An 18126-nucleotide genomic window follows, 5' to 3' on the forward strand; every position below is an offset into this window, starting at 1 on the left:
CGATGCTGCGGCGTCAGGCGTGCGGCCAGGTCCATGATCATTGCGTTGTCCTTGAATGCGAGAAGCGTTCGGAGGTTAGGGCAATGATCGAAGGGCCAGCAATGAACGGTGTGTTGAGGAAAAAACGCCTTTGTAGGACCGGGAAACCGGGCGATTTCACGTCTTCCTACACAGCCTGCGAGCCCCCGTCGTCGTGAGCAGGACGCCGGCTCAGCAACGGCGCTGCTTTGCGCCAGATGCGCGGCTGACAAGGGCTTAGCCCTCGCTCGCGGGTAAAACCGCACTCAAGGGCCGCTGCATCAAGTGTTACAAAAAAACCACCCCTCGCACTTACCTGCCGGGAGCAACTGCCGTGTCGCCCGGGGTTGGGTTACCATACCCGGCTCCGCGAAGCCCATCATTCACGCCAAGCCCCGGCTTGCTGACTCGACACCAACAGGTCATCCATGCGTCTGTTTCACACCTCCGACTGGCACCTGGGCCAAAGCCTGCACGGCCAGGAACGCGACTTCGAACACGCCTGCTTCCTCGACTGGCTGCTCGGCCAGCTGCGCCTGCGCCAGCCGGACGCGCTGCTGATCGCCGGCGACATCTTCGACACCGTCAACCCGCCGGTCAAAGCCCAGGAGCGGCTCTACGACTTCATCGTCCAGGCCCATGAGCAGCAGCCGAAGCTGGACATCGTGATGATCGCCGGCAACCACGACTCCGGCTCGCGCATCGAGCTGCCGGCCGCGCTCATGCGCCGCCTGCGCACCCACGCGCTGGGCCGGGTGCACTGGCTCGACGAAGGCCAGCTGGATGCCGAACGCCTGCTGATCCCGCTGACCAATGGCCGCGGCAAGGTCGCCGCCTGGTGCCTGGCCCTGCCCTTCCTGCGCCCGGCCGAAGTCACCGGCCCGCAGCTGGGCGACGACTACCTGCAAGGCATCACCCAGGTGCACCAGCAGCTGATTGGCGCGGCGCAGAAGAAGCGCAAGAAGGACCAGGCGCTGATCGCCATCAGCCATGCCCACATGGCCGGTGGCGCGGTGTCCGAAGACTCCGAGCGCAGCCTGATCATCGGCAATGCCGAGGCCTTGCCGGCCAAGCTGTTCGACAAGTCAATCAGCTACGTGGCGCTCGGCCACCTGCACAAGCCGCAGAAGGTCAACCGCGAGAACCGCATCCGTTACAGCGGCTCGCCGATCCCGCTGTCGTTCGCCGAAATCAACTACCCGCACCAGGTGCTGGAAGTCGAGCTCGAGGGCAGCCAGCTGGTCAGCGTCGAACCGCGCCCGGTACCGCGTGCGGTGGCCCTGCAGCGGGTCGGCCCGGCGCCACTGGGTGAACTGCTCGAGCAACTGGCCGAGCTGCCGGTGATCGACCTGCTCGACGACCCCAACCGCCAGCCCTGGCTGGAGGTGCGGGTACGCCTGGACGAACCGCAACCCGACCTGCGCCAGCAGATCGAAGGCGCCCTGCACGGCAAGGCGGTGCGGCTGATCCGTATCAGTACCGAGTACGCAGGTAACGGCCCTGGCGAAGACGATGAACTGGAATTCATCGAGCTTGCGCAGATGACCCCGCAGGACCTGTTCAGCCGCGCCTGGGAACAGGCCTACGGCAACCCCGTCGACGAGCAGGCCCTGGCCGACTTCGCCCTGCTGCTGCAGGACGTCCAGCTGGAAGAGGAACAGCCATGAAGATTCTCGCCATCCGCCTGAAGAACCTGGCATCCCTGGCCGGCCCGGTCGACATCGACTTCACCGCCGAGCCCCTGGCCAGCGCCGGCCTGTTCGCCATCACCGGGCCGACCGGTGCCGGCAAGAGCACCTTGCTCGATGCCCTGTGCCTGGCCCTGTTCGGCACCGTGCCGCGCCTGAACGACATCGGCCGCGAAGCCAAGGTGCCGGACGCCGACGGCGAGATCCCCACGTCGGACCCGCGCAACCTGCTGCGCCGTGGCACCGGCAGCGGCTTTGCCGAAGTCGACTTCGTCGGTATCGACGGCCACCGCTACCGTGCCCGCTGGGAAGCCAACCGCGCCCGCGACAAGGCCAATGGCAAGCTGCAGCTCAGCCGCCAGAGCCTGTACGACCTGGACAGCGAACAAGTGCTGGGCAGCGGCAAGAACGAATACAAGCAACTGATCGAAGCCCGCCTGGGCCTGAATTTCGAGCAGTTCACCCGCGCGGTGATGCTGGCGCAAAGCGAGTTCGGCGCCTTCCTCAAGGCCGATGACAAAGAGCGCAGCGAGCTGCTGGAAAAGCTCACCAATACCGCCATCTACACCCGCCTCGGCCAGCGCGCCTTCAGCAAGGCGCGGGAAACCGCCGAAGCGCACAACGCCCTGAAGGACCGCGCCAGCCACTTGCTGCCGATGGCCGCCGACGCCCGCGCCGAACTCGACCAGCGCCTGGAACAGGCGTTGCAGCAGTTCAAGGCCGACCAGGCTGGCGAGCGTCAGCTGGAGCAGCAACGCAGCTGGCTCAAGGAACAACACCAGCTGCAGGCCCAGCACGCCGAAGCCGGCGCCACCCTGCAAGCTGCCGAACAGGACTGGCAGCAACTGGCCGAGCAGCGCCTCGACCTGCAGCGCCTGGAGCGCCTGGCACCGCAGCGCCACCAGTTCCACCGCCAGCAGATGCTCGGCGCGCAACTGGCACCGGTCACAGCACAGATCGCCGAACAACAGCGCCAGCAAACCGAATTGCAAACGCGCACCGCAGCGCTGGAACAGGCGCTGGTGGCAGCTCGCGAGGCCCTGGCGCAGAGCCAGACCCTGCACAGCGAGAATGCCCCGCGCCTGCGCCAGGCCTTCGCCGGCCAGGACAACCTGGTGCGCCTCGACCAGCAAAAGGTCGAGCAACACGCGGTCTGTCAGCAAGCCGAACAGCTTGTCGCCGAGGGCCAGCAACAACTGCAGCAGACGGAAGAAAACCAGCAGCGCAGCCAGCAGCAACTGGCCCAGATCGATACGGCCCTGGCCGACAGCCAGCACCTGGCCGGCCTGGCCAATGCCTGGCAAGCCTACCTGCCGCAGCTCAAGCAGGTGATGCTGATCGGCGGCCGCCTGGCCAAGGGCCGCGAGGAGTTGCCCGGCCTGCAGGCCCAGGCCAGCCAGGCCAATGCCCAATTGCAGGCCCAGCGCGACCACTTCGAGCTGTTGTTCCGCGAAGCCAAGGCCGAGCCCCAAGCCCTGGCCGAACAGATCGACCTGCTCGGCAACATGCTGCAGGAGAACCGCAAGCAGCAACGCGCCGTCGAGGAACTGTCACGCCTGCACGGCCGTGAACTGGAACTGCGCCAGCAGCTCGACGCCCTGCGTGAGCGCCAGCAACAGGCCATGCAGCAGCGCCAGCAACTGATCGGCGAAGGCACCGCAGCCAAGGCCGAACTGGAAGCCGCCGAACAGGCGCTCAACCTCACCCGCCAGTTGCTGCAGCGCCAGCGCCTGGCGCGCAATACCAGCGTCGAAGAACTGCGCGGCCAGTTGCGCGACGGTGAGCCCTGCCCGGTATGCGGCAGCGCCGAGCACCCGTTCCACCAACCCGAAGCACTGCTGCAGAGCCTCGGTCGCCATGACCAGGCCGAAGAGGACGCGGCGCAGACACAGGTCGAAACCCTCAACGGCAAGCTGGTCGAACTGCGCACCCAGCTTGGCGTGGTCAACGCCCAGCTCAAGGATTACCAGCAGCAACAGCAACAGCTTGGCGAACAGTTGCAGGCGCTGGTGGCCCAGGTGCAGGCGCACAGCCTCTGGCCTGCCCTCGCCCCGCAGGACGACAAGGCTCGGAGCGCCTGGCTCGACAGCCAGCTGCGGCGCCTGGACGAAGAAATCGCCAAGGACGAGAAACGCCAGAGCGCCCTGCTCGCCCTGCAAAAGGATGCTGCGCGCCTGAACCAGCAACTGCAGGCCGCGCAGCAAGCCCAGCAGCAGGCCCAGCGCCATCTCGACCAGCAGCACCAGGCACTGGCCAGCGATGAACAACAGCTGGAGCAAGGGCTCAATGACCTGGCCAATGTGCTTCCGGGCGATGTCCTCAAAGCCCTGAGCGATGACCCGGCCAATGCCTTCCTGGCCCTCGATCAACAGATCGCCCAGCGCCTGCAACAACTGGAGCAACGCAAGGACGAGCAGGAAGAACAACAGGCGCGTCAGCTTCAGCTGGACAAGCTGCGCGACCAGCAACAAGCGCGCGTACAGGCCTTGACGCAGGCGCAGCAGCAGCTCGCCGCACTCGACACGCAGCGCCAGCAGGCCCAGGCCGCCCTGGCCGAGCTGCTTGGCGAGCAGGCCAGTGCCGAAGCCTGGCAGCAGCACATGGACAGCCAGCTGGAGCAGGCCCGCGCCGTCGAGGCAGACACCGCCCAGCAGCTGCAGGACTTGCGCACCCAGGCCGTGCAACTGGCCAGCGAACTCAAGGCCAATACCCAGCAGCAGCAGGCACTGGCGCAAGAATGCCAGCAGTTGCAAGGCGACATCGCCCAATGGCGCGCCGAGCATCCGGAGCTGGACGACGCCGGGCTGGATCGCCTGTTGGCCATCGACGATGCCCAGTTGGGCGAGCTGCGCCAGCGCCTGCAACGTGCCGAGAAGGCCATCGAACAGAACCGCGTGCTGCTCCAGGAACGTGAACAACGCCTGCAGCAACATGCCACGCAGATGAGCGTCGACGCTTCGCTCGAAGACCTTGAGCAGGCACTGGGCGAGCTGCGCGAGCGGCTGGCCGGCCACGAGCAGCAGTGCGCCGAACTGCGCGCGCAGCAGGCCGACGACCAACGCCGCCAGCAGGCCAGCCAGGCCCTGGCCGGGGAAATCGAGCAGGCCTACCAGCAATGGCAGCGGTGGGCGCGGCTGAACGCGCTGATCGGCTCGGCCTCGGGCGACGTGTTCCGCAAGATAGCCCAAGGCTACAACCTCGACCTGCTGCTGCACCACGCCAACGCCCAGCTGCGCCAGCTGGCGCGCCGCTACCGCCTCAAGCGCGGCGGCAGCGCCCTGGGCCTGCTGGTGCTAGACACCGAAATGGGCGACGAGCTGCGCTCGGTGCACTCGCTGTCCGGCGGGGAAACCTTCCTGGTCTCGCTGGCCCTGGCCCTGGGCCTGGCGTCGATGGCCTCGAGCACCCTGCGCATCGAATCGCTGTTCATCGACGAAGGTTTCGGCAGCCTCGACCCGGAGTCGCTGCAACTGGCCATGGATGCCCTCGACGGCTTGCAGGCCCAGGGCCGCAAGGTCGCGGTGATCTCCCACGTGCAGGAAATGCACGAGCGCATTCCGGTGCAGATCCAGGTGCGCCGCCAGGGCAATGGCCTGAGCGACGTGGAGGTGTGCGGGTGATCCTCTACTCGTTCCGCCGCTGCCCGTGGGCGATGCGTGCGCGCCTGGCGCTGCGCTATGCCGGCTGCGCGGTGGAGGTCGTCGAGGTGGCGATGAAGAACAAGCCGGCAGAGCTGCTGGCTTTGTCGCCCAAGGGTACGGTGCCGGTGCTCGATACCGGTGCCGGTGTACTGGAAGAGAGCCTGGACATCATGCGCTGGGCGCTGCAGCAGCATGATCCAGAGGACTGGCGCCTGCAGGCCGACCCCGCTGCCGCGCAACACGCCGAGGCGCTGATTGCCCGCAACGACAGCACCTTCAAGGCGCAGGTGAACCTGTACAAGTACGCCGAGCGCTACCCCGAGCACTCACGCGAGCACTATCGCCAACAGGCCGAAGCCTGGCTGGCAGAGCTAGAGCAGTTGCTCGAAGGCCGGCCCTACCTGCTGGCCGCTCACCCGAGCCTGGCCGATGCCGCCCTGTTGCCCCTGATGCGCCAGTTTGCCGGGGTCGAACCGCAGTGGTTCGCCGAGGCGGCTTATCCGCGGGTGCGGAGCTGGCTGGAGGGGTGGCTGGCTTCGGAGCTGTTCAAGTCCGTAATGGCTCGCTAGCACCTTCGATTGCAACTCAGTCCCTGTGGGAGCGGGCTTGCCCGCGAACACCGGCTATGCCGGTGCCAAGCACCGCGGTGCCTGATGCGCGGGCAAGCCCGCTCCCACAAGGTCCGAGTCAACCTGGATCAATGGTTTTGCTTGCCACTCAGTGCCGCATGGAAGTTGGCGCTCTGGCGCAGGTACTGCTCGGTGTAGCTGTGGGTGGCGGTGGCCTTGCTGCTGTCGGCATGGGCATGGGCCGGAAGCACGACGGAAGCGGAAATGGCGGATGCGGCAATCACGGGGAAGAGATTGAAGTTCATGGTGGCTGACCTCGACTTGTGTGGTTTGACGTTCAGCCGCTTGGGCCTTGGGTCAAACTTACGCCGCTGAGGTCGCCCGCAGAAATTCATTGCGCTGGTAAGGATTATTACCCGTATCGATAGTCCTTGTGACGCGCCTCACTTGATGAACTTGAGGTCCGAAGGCGCATCCTGGGTAAAGCGCTGCACCGTCTCGCCGAGCTTGCCGCTACGCGGGTCGCGGCGCATGACCACGATCTGGTTGCTCTTCTGGTTGGCCACCAGCAGGAAGTTGTCGCTCGGGTCCAGGGCGAACTCGCGCGGGTGGTCGCCTTCCACCGAACGACGTTGCAGGAAGGCCAGCTGGCCATCGTCCTTGCCCACGCTGAACACCACGATCTCGTTCACCGTGCCGCGGTTGCTGACATACAGGAAGCGCCCGTCCGCCGACAGGTGCAGGCCACCCGAGGCCTTGGCGGCGGCATCCTGCCGGTCGGTCAGCGGCAGGCGCTGGCGCTCCAGCAAGGCGTCGTCTTCGACGTCGAACATCACCACTTCACCGCTCATCTCCAGCGTCAGGTAGGCGTGCCGGCCCTTGGCATCGAACAGCAGATGGCGTGGCCCGCTGCCGGGCGGCAGGTCCACCGACGCCGGGATCGCCGGGCTCAGTGGGTGATCGGCGCTGGCGCCGTCGTAGCGGTAGATGAACACCTTGTCGGCCCCCAGGTCGCAGGCATACACATGCTGGCCATCCGGCGACAGCACCAGCGAATGCACATGGGCCCCGGCCTGGCGCTCGGGGTTGACGCCACTGGCTTTGTGCCGCAACTGCTGCACCACGTCCTTGAGCTTGCCATCCTTGGCCACCGGGATCACCACCAGGCTGCCGCCCGGGTCGGGGGCGACGGCGTAGTTGGCGACGAACAGGTAGCGCTGGTCGCGGCTGAGGCTGGCGTGAGTCGGCTCGTCGCCACGGCTGCTCACCTGGTTCAGCGGCTTGATCTCGTCCTTGGCACTGACACTGAAGCTGCTGACGTGGCCGTTCGGGGTTTCATTGACCGCGAACAGCTGGCGCTGGTCGGCCGACAGCACCAGCCACGACGGGCTGACGCTCTTGACCACCTGCTGCGGCGTCGGGTCGATCTGCCCTGTCTTGCTGTCGAAGGCGTAGCGGTAGATGCCCTGGCTCTGGCCATCGGTGTAGCTGCCCACCAGCAACGTGGCGGCGTGGGCGGCGATTGTCAGGCTCATCAGGCTAGCGGTCAGCAGGCGGGTCCAGATCCGGTTCATCGTCGTCTTCATCCGGGGCGCGGAAGGCACTCATACAGACTAGACGATGCTCGCCCTGGGCATCGTTGAGTTGCCATTCATCATTGGCACCGGTGGCGGCAGCGATCTGCTCGGGGGTAAATGACCAGCGGCGCAGTTGGCGGCCGTCCATGCACTCGATGGTCAGGCCGGATTCGTCGCAGGTGAAATCGAAGGCGTGCAGGCCATCGATCAGGAGCATGTCGCAGGATGCGAGGGCGGTGGCGAGGGGGGACATGGGGATACCGATCAGAAATGAGACGGCAGTATAACCCTGGGGCCGCTTTGCGGCCCATCGCCGGCAAGCGCGGCTCCCACAGAGATTTGTGCAGCGCCGCAGTTCCTGGACTGCCGCGCTTGCCGGCGATGGGCTGCAAAGCAGCCCCTGGCGACTCAATGGGCGAAAATGGAGCCCCCCTCCTTGCCCACCATCTTCTCCGGCTTGATCAGGAACCGCGCCAGCGCCGGCAGCAGCCACAGCGCGCCAAACATGTTCCACAGCAGCATGAAGGTCAGCATCAGCCCCATGTCGGCCTGGAACTTGATCGCCGAGAAGATCCAGGTGCACACGCCGATCGCCAGGCAAAGGCCGGTGAACAACACCGCTTTACCGGTCGAACGCAGGGTCTGGTAATAAGCCTCCTGCAACGGCAGGCCGGCACGCAGGAAGCTTTCCAGGCGGCTGTAGATGTAGATGCCGTAGTCCACGCCGATGCCCACGCCCAGGGCTACCACCGGCAAGGTGGCGACCTTGACGCCGATCCCCATGAACGCCATCAGTGCGTTACCCAGCACCGAGGTCAGCACCAGCGGCAGGACGATGCACAGGGTCGCGGCGAACGAGCGGAAGGTGATCATGCACATCACCGCCACGCACAGGTAGACCAGGATCAGGATGGTCAGCTCGGCCGACTTGATCACCTCGTTGGTGGCCGCCTCGATCCCGGCGTTGCCCGCTGCCAGCAGGAACTGCAGGCCCTCCTTGTCATGGCTGTCGGCGAACGCCTTGGCCACTGCGGTAACACGTTCCAGGGTCTCGGCCTTGTGGTCGTTGAGGAAGACCAGCACTGGCGCCAGCGAGCAGTCGGCGTTGTACAGGCCGTCGGCGCGGGCGATGGAGTTGTTGAGGATGTCCGGGTTGCGCGACAGCGTCTCCCACTTCAGGCTGCCCTCGTTCATGCCCTTGATCACCTGCTTGGACACGGTCACCAGGGAGATCGCCGACTGCACGCCGGGGGTGTTCTGCATGGTCCACATCAGCTCGTCGATCGGGGCCATGGTCGAGTGGATCGAGCAGCTCTCGGCCGGGGTCTTGACCATGATTACCAGCACGTCGGAACTGGTCGAGTAGTTGCTGATGATGAAGTTGTTGTCCTGGTTGTAGCGCGAATCCGGGCGCAGTTCCGGCGCACCCTGGTCAAGGTCGCCGATCTTCAGGTTCTGGCTGTACCACAGGCCGCCGGCGAAGGCGATCAAAGCCAGGGTGATGGACACCGGCGCCACCTTGGCGCTGGCGAAGTTCGACAGCAGGCGCCAGAACGGGTGCTCACGGGTCGCGTCCTTCTTGCTGCGTTCGATGGCCTTCTTGCTGATGCCGACATAGGAGATCGCCACCGGCAGCAGGATCAGGTTGGTGAAGACGATCACCGCCACGCCGATGGACGCACCGATGGCCAGCTCGCGGATCACGCCGATATCGATGATCAGCAGGGTGATGAAGCCCACGGCATCGGCGAGGATGGCGATCATCCCCGGCAGGAACAGCTGGCGGAAGGTGCGCCGGGCGGCGGTCAAGGCATTGTCGGCGTCGCTGGACTGCAAGGCGATGCCGTTGATCTTCTGCACCCCGTGGGAAATGCCGATGGCGAAGATCAGGAACGGTACCAGCATCGAGTACGGGTCCAGGCCGAAGCCCACCGCATGCATCAGGCCCAACTGCCAGACCACCGCCACCAGGGTGGTGATGAGCACGGCGATGGTGCTGCGGAGGCACCAGGTGAACCAGTACAGCAGGATCCAGGTGATCACCAGGGCCACGCCGAAGAACATCGCCACCATCACCAGGCCGTCGATCAGGTCGCCGACCTTCTTGGCGAAGCCGATGATGTGGATCTTCACATTGGGGTTCTGCGCCTGAAACTTGTCGCGGATCTTCTCTTCCAGCTGGTGCGAGAACTGCTGGTAATCCAGTTTGACCTGCTTGCCGGGGTCCTGCGGGTCGGGGAAGCTCTCCAGCAGTGGCACGTCGACGATGCTGGACTTGAAGTTGTTGCCTACCAGGCGCCCGACCTGGCCGGACTTGAGCACGTTGTCGCGCAGGGTGTCAAGGCTGTCCTGGGAGCCGTTGTAGGTATTGGGGATGACTTCGCCGCCGGAGAAGCCCTCCTCGGTGACCTCGCTCCAGCGCACGCTGGGGCTCCACAGCGACTTGAGGCCGGCACGGTCGACACCGGGGATGTAGAACACCTCGTCATGGATCTGGCGCAGCGTCTCCATGTAGTCCTTGTCGAAGATGTCGCCGTTGACCGCTTCGACCGAGATGCGCACGGTGTTGCCCAGGTTGGCCAGGTCGTTGCGGTGCTCCATCATCTGCTCGATGAACGGGTGCTGCAGCGGGATCATCTTCTCGAAGCTGGTCGAGGGGCGGATCTGCGTGGCCTGCCAGAACAGGAAAATGCTGACCAGCAGGCACAGGGCGATGACCACTGGGCGGTTGTTGAAGATCAGCCGTTCGAGCAGCGTGGCCTTGTCCTGGTGATGCGGGTGCATGGTGATGCTCTCCCTGCTGGTCATGGACGCACCTCCTTGGCAGCCGGCTCTGCGCCTTCGGCGCTGGCCAGGTGTACGCCACCCTGCCCCACCAGCAGCAAGCCACCGTCAGCCAGGCCAGTGACGCCGGCCAGGGCAATGCGGTCGCTGCGGTTGTAGACGCTGAAAGTCTGGCCATCATCGGTGCTGCGCAGCACGCTGCCACCATTGCCGACCAGCACCAGGCTGCCATCCTCGACAAGCGTAGCGCCTGCCAGGCCGAATTCGAGCTCGCCGCGCGCGGCCTTGAGCGGGATCGACTGCCAGCTGTCACCAAAGTCGCTGGAGCGGAACAGGTTGCCGCGCAGCCCGTATGCCAGCAAGGTATTGGCCTTGGCGGTGCCGATCACACCGAACAGCGAGCCCTCGTAGGGGCCCTGGACCTTGACCCAGGTCTGGCCGTTGTCGCTGGAACGGTACATGCCACCCTGCTCGCCGACGATGAACAAGCCAGCGTCGCGCACCCGGGTGATACCGTTTAGGTGCAGCTGGTCAGGGTTGTCCAGGCGTTCGGCGATGTCCTGCCAGTGCTGGCCACCGTCGAGGGTTTCCAGCAGGGCGCCATAGGCCCCCACGGCAAAGCCGTGCTGGGCGTCGAGGAAGGTGACATCGAGCAATGGCGCTTCGCGGGCCAGGTCTTCGAACTGCTTGCTCCAGGTGGCGCCGCCATCGCTGCTGGCAAGGATCTGTGCATCGTGGCCGACCGCCCATCCGCGCTTGTCGTCGAGGAAGAACACGGCGGTGAGCAGTTGACGGGTGGGCACCCGGGCCTGGGTCCAGGTGCTGCCCTGGTCGTCGGAGAACAGAATGTGGCCGCGATCACCGACCACCACCAGGCGCTTGCCGGCATGGGCAGCGCCGATCAGCAGGCTCTGGCTGGCCTTGGCTGATTCGGTCGAGTATTCGTCGGCTGCAGCAGCCTGGGCGCTGTCGGCCCACATTCCCAGTGCCAGCGCCAGCATCGCGCCGGCCGCCAGTGGCCAGGCACCACGCCTGGCCTGCGTCATCACCCGCTCCTTCATGACCGTCCCCTGTTCTGTTCTTCTTGGTGGGTCTGTGCTGTGAAAAGCCTGTGTTAGAGGCTTGCAGGGATCGTATCGGGGAAGGTCGCGGGAATACAACGCGCGGTGCGTTATGTTTTGTTAACCAAAAAACTGGGGCCGCTATGCGGCCCTTCGCGGGCAAGCCCGCTCCCACAGGCTCAGGTCAAAAACCTCTCTGTGGGAGCGGGCTTGCCCGCGAAGGGCTGCACAGCAGCCCCAGGATCCAGCAGGCTTACGCCAGGCTCTTGCTCACCACTTCATACACATCGCTGGAAAGCTCACCGGAAGCGAGAATCCGCTCCAGCTCACCCTTCATCAGCACCTGCCGCGCATCGTCATACTTGCGCCAGCGGGTCAGCGGCGCCAGCTGACGCGAGGCAATCTGCGGGTTCAGCGCATTCAGTTCGATCACCAGGTCCGCCAGGAAGCGATAGCCCGAGCCATCGGCCGCGTGGAAGTTGACCAGGTTCTGCCCGGCAAAGGCACCGATCAGCGCCCGTACCTTGTTCGGGTTCTTCAGGGTGAACGCCGGGTGCTGCATCAGCGCCTTGACCCGCGCCAGCCCGCCCGGCAGCGTGCTGGCCGCCTGTACGCTGAACCACTGGTCCATGACCAACGGGTTGTCCTTGAAGTGCTCGGCAAAGCTTTCCAGGGCCTTGGCACGCTCGGCTTCGAACGGCGAGTTGACCAGCACGGCCAGCGCAGTCAGGCGCTCGGTCATGTTGTCGCATTGGTCGAACTGCTCCAGGGTCGCTTCCAGCACTTGCGGTTTGCCGCTCTGCATCAGGTACGACAGGGCAATGTTCTGCAGGCTGCGGCGGGCAAAGTGCTCAGCGGCGGCAACGTAGGCGGTGTTGCGCGACACTTCGCGGTTGGCCTGGTAACGCGACCACAGGGCGTCGAACAGCTGCTCGGCGATCTGCTGGCGGGCGAACTCACGGGCGGCATGAATGGCATCGACGTCGGCCACCTGGCTGATCTCGGTCAGGTAGGCTTCGCCTGGCAGCGAGAGCATCTCGGCGACCATGGCAGGGTCCAGCGCTTCGTTGCCCAACACGGTGCCAAGGGCGGTGATCAGGCGCTGGTCGAGCTTCAGCGCTTCGCCGCGCTGATGCTGGCCGATCAGTTCCTGCAGCACCTGCACCGACAGCTGCTGGCCCGCTTCCCAGCGGTTGAAGCCGTCACTGTCGTGCTGCATGAGGAACATCAGCTGGTCACGGTCGTACGGGAAGCTCAGCTTGACCGGCGCGCTGAAACCACGCAGCAGCGACGGCAGCGGCTTGGCAGCGATGCCCTGGAAGGTGAAGGTCTGCTCGGCTTCGGTCACCGACAGCACACGGCTGGTGCCTGCAGCCGAACTTTCGCCGGCCAGTTGCAGCGGCAGGTCGTTGCCGGCAGCGTCCAGCAGGCCCAATTCGACCGGGATCACGAACGGCAGCTTCTCGGCCTTGTCCGGGGTCTGCGGGCAGCTCTGGCGGAAGGTCAGGCGGTAAGTCTGTGCAGCCGCGTCATAGGCTTCGCTGACGTCCAGGCGCGGGGTACCGGCCTGGTTGTACCAGCGCTTGAACTGGGTGAGGTCGACGCCGTTGGCGTCTTCCATGGCCTTGATGAAATCGTCGGTGGTCACCGCCTGGCCATCGTGGCGCTCGAAGTACAGGTCGCTGCCCTTGCGGAAGCCCTCGGCGCCCAGCAGGGTGCGAACCATGCGCACCACTTCGGCACCCTTCTCGTACACGGTCAGCGTGTAGAAGTTGGAGATTTCGATGAAGCTGTCCGGGCGCACCGGGTGGGCCATGGGGCCGGCGTCTTCGGCGAACTGGTGGGTGCGCAGGTAGGCAACGTCCTCGATGCGCTTGACCGTGCGCGAGTTCATGTCGGCGCTGAACTCGGCATCGCGGAACACCGTGAAGCCCTCTTTGAGCGACAGCTGGAACCAGTCGCGGCAGGTCACGCGGTTGCCCGACCAGTTGTGGAAGTACTCGTGGGCGACAACACCCTCGACGCGCTGGTGGGCGGCATCGGTGGCGGTTTCGGCGCGGGCCAGCACGCAGCTCGAGTTGAAGATGTTCAGGCCCTTGTTTTCCATGGCGCCCATGTTGAAGTCGTTGACCGCGACGATCATGAAGATGTCCAGGTCGTACTCGCGGCCGTAGACTTCTTCATCCCAACGCATGGACTTTTTCAGGCTGACCATGGCGTGGTCGCACTTGTCGATGTTCTCGGGCTCGACGTAGATGCGCAGGGTCACGTCGCGGCCGGACTGGCGAGTAAAACTGTCTTCTACGCACCACAGGTCACCGGCCACCAGCGCGAACAGGTAGGCCGGCTTCATGAACGGGTCTTCCCAGGTCGCCCAGTGCCGGCCGTCTTCTGCCGGCCCGCTACCGATCGGGTTGCCGTTGCTCAACAGCACCGGGTAGCGATGCTGCTCGGCGATCACCGTGGTGGTGAAGGTGCTCATCACGTCCGGGCGGTCGAGGTAGTAGGTGATCTTGCGGAAACCTTCGGCCTCGCACTGGGTGCAGAACATCTTGCCGGACTTGTACAGGCCTTCCAGCGCGGTGTTGCGCTCCGGGTGGATCTTCACGCTGGTGTCGAGGGTGAAGCGTTCGGCCTTGGGGTGAACGGTCAGGCTGTCGGCGTCGAGCTGGTAGTCGCCCGCCTGCAGTTCCTGGTCGTCCAGCGAGGCGCGCAGCAGCTCCAACTGCTGGCCATCGAGCTCCAGTGGCGGCAGGCCGGCACCGCGTGCCGGGTTGCGGCGCATGACCAGTTGCGCGTGGACCAGGGTGTGGTCCTCGAACAGCTCGAAGGTCAGGTGCGTCTCGTCGATCAGGTACTCGGGCGCCTGGTAATCCTTGAGGTAGATCACTTGCGGTTGTTCGGTACGCATGTGCAGGTCCTTTTTACTGGAGCACGGCCAACTGGTAGGCCGTGTACTTGCGAATATTGATCACGCCGGTGTCGAAGATCAGGTACTGGCCCTTGATGCCCAGCAGCGTGCCTTCGGCCACCGGGTCCTTGTCGAGGTTGAAGCTGACGATCTTTTTCGGATAGGCCTCGACCGGGTAGCGCATCTCCACCACTTCGGCGTCGGCCAGCGGCTGGATCGCCTGCAGGCCGAAGCGGCCCTGCAGTTCGCGCAGGCCGTCGGCACAGGCTTCGAAGACCTGCTCGCGAATGGCGGGCAGGTCGAGCACTTCGGCGTCGCCCTTGAGCAGCGTGCGCCAGTTGGTGCGGTCCGGTACCTGGCTGCGCAGGATGTCTTCGACCAGGCCCGATTGCTGGCGGGTGGCCACGCGCATGATCGGCAGCGCCTGGCTGGCGCCCTGGTCGAGCCAGCGGGTGGGCAGCTGGGTGGCGCGGGTGATGCCGACCTTGATCCCCGATGAGTTGGCCAGGTACACCACGTGGTCGGTCATGCAGAACTGTTCGCCCCACGACGGCTCGCGGCAGGTGCCGGCGTCGTAGTGGCATTTTTCCGGGGCCATGATGCACACGTCGCACTGGGCCAGCTTGGTCATGCACGGGTAGCAGTAACCCTGGCTGAAGCTGGTCTTGGTGCGTTTGCCGCAATGGCTGCAGTGAATGGCGCCGAGGTATTCCAGGCGCAGGCGCTGGCCGATCAGCGGGTTGACCGGCACCTGGGTTTCATCCAGGCGGAAGCTGTATTGCACCACCGGTGCCTGCAGGCTGACCGCCATCTTGCTCAAAGAGCCACGAGCGAGTTCGATCAATGTACCGAGTCCGACTTGAACAGAATGTTGGCGATGGGTGCGGACTTCGACGCGCATTCCTGCGGGCCCATGTAGCCGGTGCGCTGCTCTTCGGGCAGGTTTTTCATCTCCCAGGCGATCACCGCCTGCAGCGACAGCTCTTTCTGCTCGGCGGTGAGCTTGCGCCCGTCCGACCATTTGCCGATTTCCACGGCCAGTTTCAGGCTCTGGTAGATTTCCGGGGTAATGTTTTCGATCATTTGCACGAAAGTGGACATAGTGTCTCCTGATTCAAGCCGACAGTTTACGCCGGGCCAGCGCCCCGCCCAAGAGCCCGGTCAGGCATCCGATGAGCAGCCCGCCGACGTGGGCAGCATTGGCGATCTGGCCGAAGCCGAGCTGGCCGACCACGCCGGTCAGGCAGATCACCAGCCAGAGCAGCATCATCACCAGCACGCCCTTGGGCAGGTTGAAGTAAGGGTTGGGCGCCAGCCACTGGTACAGCCAGACATGGCCGAGCAAGCCATAGAGCACGCCGGACAGGCCGCCGAACAGGCTCGGGCCACTGGTGTAGTGCTGGGCCAGGTTGGACACCAGGCTGAACAGCAGGGTCAGGCCCAGCAGCAGCCAGGGGCCCTGGCGCAGTTCGATGCGCTTGCCCAGCTCCCAGTACCACAGGCCGTTCATGGCCAGGTGTAGCACGCCGAAGTGCAGCAGCATGGGTGACACCAGGCGCCACCACTGGCCTTCGGCCAGGCCTTGGGCCAGCGGCGTGAAGTGCAGGTATTCACCCTGGACGCGGAAGTCGAGGAACGTGAACCAGCTGATGACGTTCAGGTTGTCGCCAAGGCTGGTGAGGCCGGCGACGATCAGGCAGAGGACGAGGATGGTGGCGGTGACCTTGCAGGCTTTGGCCTGGTCAGCCAGGGAGGGCTGTGTGGGGGCCATCGCGGATAAATCCGCTCCTACATCGGCGTTACCGTCCGGGAAGCGCTGGTAAAGTTCGCGCACGTCGGCGGCCAGGGTGTCGGGGGCCCAGAGCACCTGATCCTCACCTTCCTCACTCACCCGGTGCGGCACCTGCAGGCGCTGCAGCAGGTGGACGAAGCCGCTGAGGTCGACCGACAGCGGCAGGCGCATCACTTCGATGATATTCATTGATTGGCCTGCGGGCGTTCGACGTCGACCCAGACGAACTTGTGCGGGTCGATGCGGGTTTCATCATCCAGGCGGTAGGCCACCAGCTTGCCGTACAGCACCGCGCTGTAGTCCAGGCAGGCCAGGTTGGCGCGGATCGGCGCCGGGCGGCCGCTGCGCCAGTAGTGGCCGACGAACAGCATCGGTTCGTCTTCGGCATAGCGCAGCAGGGCATTTTTTTCGGTATGGCTCAGTGGCGTGCGGGCAACGTCATCGGGCAGCGCATCGGGCTGGAAGACGATGTCGCCGTAGGTCTGCGGGTCTTCTTCCCAGAACTTGGTACGGAAGAACGCGCGGGTCAGGCCGTCACCGCCGGTCAGGGTCAGGCCGTCCGGCAAGCGCATGTCGGTGCCGCGCAGCAGACGGTTGCACACGGTGGCGGCAAAGCTGCCGGACACCGCCGAAGCCTGGATGAAGTGCTCGTCGATACGCCCGCCAGGGTACTGCTGGCGCAGCGGCTCGATCAGCCGCGGGTCCCAGCAGGCGTGCACCAGGCGGAAGCGCCCGGCGTCGACGAACAGCGGCAGGTCGTAGAACCACTGGACGAAGTCGTGCCAGTCGCCGGGGTGGTGGGCGAACTGGGTGAGGGTTTCGTCGATCAACCGGGCGTGGCGCGGGGTGTGTTCGCGCACGAACGACTTGCCGCTGCCAGGCAATGCCGGGGTGACCCAGCCCAGGGCGTTGTACTCGTGGTTGCCCATGATGCAGAACGCCTGGCCGGCCTCGACCATGTCGTGAACGATATGCAGCGCCTCGCGGATGCGCGGGCCACGGTCGACGATGTCGCCGAGGAACAATGCCTGCCGCCGCGGGTGGCGCCACACGCCACCGACGCGTTTGTAGCCCAGGGCGTCGAGCAGGCGTTCGAGGGTCAGTGCACAGCCATGCACGTCGCCGATGATGTCGAAACTGCGCGCCGGATCGAGCATCAGTCGTCCCTGCCTCCCAGGCGGCTGCCCCAGCCGAGTTTGGTGCGACACACCTCATAGTAGTTGTGGTCGAGCGGATGGATCAGGCGCAGCTTCTGCGGCTTCTTGCTTACCGTGATGGTATCGCCCGGGGCGCAGGTGAAGTGGTTCTGGCCGTCGCACGACACCTGGGGGTAGATCTGCAGGTCCTTGGACACCACGATCTTCAGCTCGCTGTTGCCGTCGACCACGATCGGCCGGCCCGAAAGGGTATGCGGGTACATCGGCACGATGACGATGGCGTCGAGCTTGGGGTGCATGATCGGGCCGCCGGCCGACAGCGCGTAGGCGGTGGAGCCGGTCGGGGTGGCGACGATCAGGCCGTCGGCCTTCTGGCTGCAGACGAACTGGCCATCGATGTAGATCTCGAACTCGATCATTCGCGTCGACTTGCCCGGGTGCAGGACCACGTCGTTGAGCGCGTCGCCCTGGCCGATGGCCTCGTGATGGCGTCGCACCTCGGCCTGCAGCAGGAAGCGGTTTTCCACCAGGTAGTGGCCGTCGAGCACTTCGGCGACTTTCTGCTCCAGCTCGTCCGGGCGGATATCGGTCAGAAAGCCCAGGTTGCCGCGGTTGATACCCAGCACCGGCACATTGTGCCGGGCCAACGCGCGGGCGGCGCCAAGCAGGCTACCGTCGCCACCGACCACGATGACCAGGTCGCAGACCTCGCCGAGCAGCTTGCGCGTCGAGGTTTGCAAGCCGTGGCCGGGCAGCACTTCGGCGATGGTGTCCTCGAGGATCACGTGCAGGTGGCGCTCGAGGAGGAATTTTTTCAGTCGGCGAATGGTGTCGAGCACCTGCGAGCTGCCAAGGCGGCCGATGATACCGATATTGCGAAATTGCTCCATGGGGCTCCTGCGAGGCTCTGCGGCGGGGTGACGATGTC

14 protein-coding genes are annotated in these 18126 nt (G+C 65.1%); 3 read left to right on the forward strand and 11 right to left on the reverse strand.

Features of this window, described 5'->3' with window-relative positions; genetic code table 11:
- The first annotated feature begins 446 nt into the window (after positions 1 to 446).
- Genes ACIPZ5_RS26970 through ACIPZ5_RS26980 form a run of 3 tightly spaced genes read left to right on the forward strand, consistent with a single transcriptional unit; the run spans position 447 to position 5916 of the window.
- Positions 447 to 1685 carry an exonuclease SbcCD subunit D C-terminal domain-containing protein gene (locus ACIPZ5_RS26970; protein WP_400811585.1) on the forward strand — a complete coding sequence of 413 codons (1239 nt, stop codon included), beginning with the start codon at positions 447 to 449 and terminating at the stop codon, positions 1683 to 1685.
- Positions 1682 to 5326 (forward strand): AAA family ATPase, encoded by a 3645-nt coding sequence (locus ACIPZ5_RS26975; protein WP_400811588.1) that lies wholly within the window; start codon positions 1682 to 1684, stop codon positions 5324 to 5326. Before ACIPZ5_RS26970 ends, ACIPZ5_RS26975 begins: the two co-directional genes overlap by 4 nt.
- Positions 5323 to 5916 (forward strand): glutathione S-transferase, encoded by a 594-nt coding sequence (locus ACIPZ5_RS26980; RefSeq protein WP_400811591.1) that lies wholly within the window; start codon positions 5323 to 5325, stop codon positions 5914 to 5916. The genes ACIPZ5_RS26975 and ACIPZ5_RS26980 overlap by 4 nt, the downstream gene beginning before the upstream one ends.
- A 128-nt stretch (positions 5917 to 6044) precedes the next feature.
- On the opposite strand, the gene ACIPZ5_RS26985 is transcribed toward ACIPZ5_RS26980, so the two are convergent.
- The 11 genes from ACIPZ5_RS26985 to ACIPZ5_RS27035 all read right to left on the reverse strand — a co-directional run bounded on the left by ACIPZ5_RS26985 (position 6045) and on the right by ACIPZ5_RS27035 (position 18088).
- Positions 6045 to 6221, reverse strand: coding sequence for a hypothetical protein (locus ACIPZ5_RS26985; RefSeq protein ID WP_177408520.1), 177 nt, complete (start codon positions 6219 to 6221; stop codon positions 6045 to 6047).
- A gap of 138 nt (positions 6222 to 6359) precedes the next feature.
- Complete coding sequence (locus ACIPZ5_RS26990; protein ID WP_400811594.1) at positions 6360 to 7490, reverse strand: lactonase family protein; 1131 nt, start codon at positions 7488 to 7490, stop codon at positions 6360 to 6362.
- Positions 7456 to 7746, reverse strand: coding sequence for a DUF5629 family protein (locus ACIPZ5_RS26995; RefSeq protein ID WP_085675592.1), 291 nt, complete (start codon positions 7744 to 7746; stop codon positions 7456 to 7458). Before ACIPZ5_RS26995 ends, ACIPZ5_RS26990 begins: the two co-directional genes overlap by 35 nt.
- A gap of 155 nt (positions 7747 to 7901) precedes the next feature.
- Positions 7902 to 10277 (reverse strand): RND family transporter, encoded by a 2376-nt coding sequence (locus ACIPZ5_RS27000; RefSeq protein ID WP_343599793.1) that lies wholly within the window; start codon positions 10275 to 10277, stop codon positions 7902 to 7904.
- Between the two features lie 20 nt (positions 10278 to 10297).
- On the reverse strand, positions 10298 to 11323 hold the full coding sequence (locus ACIPZ5_RS27005) for a WD40/YVTN/BNR-like repeat-containing protein (protein WP_400811597.1): 1026 nt from the start codon (positions 11321 to 11323) through the stop codon (positions 10298 to 10300).
- 268 nt (positions 11324 to 11591) lie between these two features.
- Positions 11592 to 14249, reverse strand: coding sequence for an aminopeptidase N (pepN, locus tag ACIPZ5_RS27010; protein WP_400811599.1), 2658 nt, complete (start codon positions 14247 to 14249; stop codon positions 11592 to 11594).
- A gap of 13 nt (positions 14250 to 14262) precedes the next feature.
- Positions 14263 to 15093 (reverse strand): DUF2797 domain-containing protein, encoded by an 831-nt coding sequence (locus ACIPZ5_RS27015; RefSeq protein ID WP_400811601.1) that lies wholly within the window; start codon positions 15091 to 15093, stop codon positions 14263 to 14265.
- A complete protein-coding gene (locus tag ACIPZ5_RS27020; RefSeq protein WP_400811604.1) occupies positions 15090 to 15350 on the reverse strand; it encodes a YeaC family protein in 261 nt (86 codons plus the stop codon). The genes ACIPZ5_RS27015 and ACIPZ5_RS27020 overlap by 4 nt, the downstream gene beginning before the upstream one ends.
- Before the next feature lie 13 nt (positions 15351 to 15363).
- Entirely contained in the window at positions 15364 to 16230 is an 867-nt protein-coding gene (locus tag ACIPZ5_RS27025; protein ID WP_343599731.1) for a rhomboid family intramembrane serine protease, read from the reverse strand.
- Positions 16227 to 17198 (reverse strand): metallophosphoesterase, encoded by a 972-nt coding sequence (locus ACIPZ5_RS27030; RefSeq protein WP_313714190.1) that lies wholly within the window; start codon positions 17196 to 17198, stop codon positions 16227 to 16229. Before ACIPZ5_RS27030 ends, ACIPZ5_RS27025 begins: the two co-directional genes overlap by 4 nt.
- Positions 17198 to 18088 (reverse strand): NAD(+) kinase, encoded by an 891-nt coding sequence (locus ACIPZ5_RS27035; protein WP_027919132.1) that lies wholly within the window; start codon positions 18086 to 18088, stop codon positions 17198 to 17200. Before ACIPZ5_RS27035 ends, ACIPZ5_RS27030 begins: the two co-directional genes overlap by 1 nt.
- Positions 18089 to 18126: the final 38 nt, after the last annotated feature.

Origin of the sequence: Pseudomonas sp. NPDC089428 (genome assembly GCF_044749325.1) — a bacterium.
In the GTDB taxonomy this organism is placed as follows: Bacteria; Pseudomonadota; Gammaproteobacteria; order Pseudomonadales; family Pseudomonadaceae; genus Aquipseudomonas.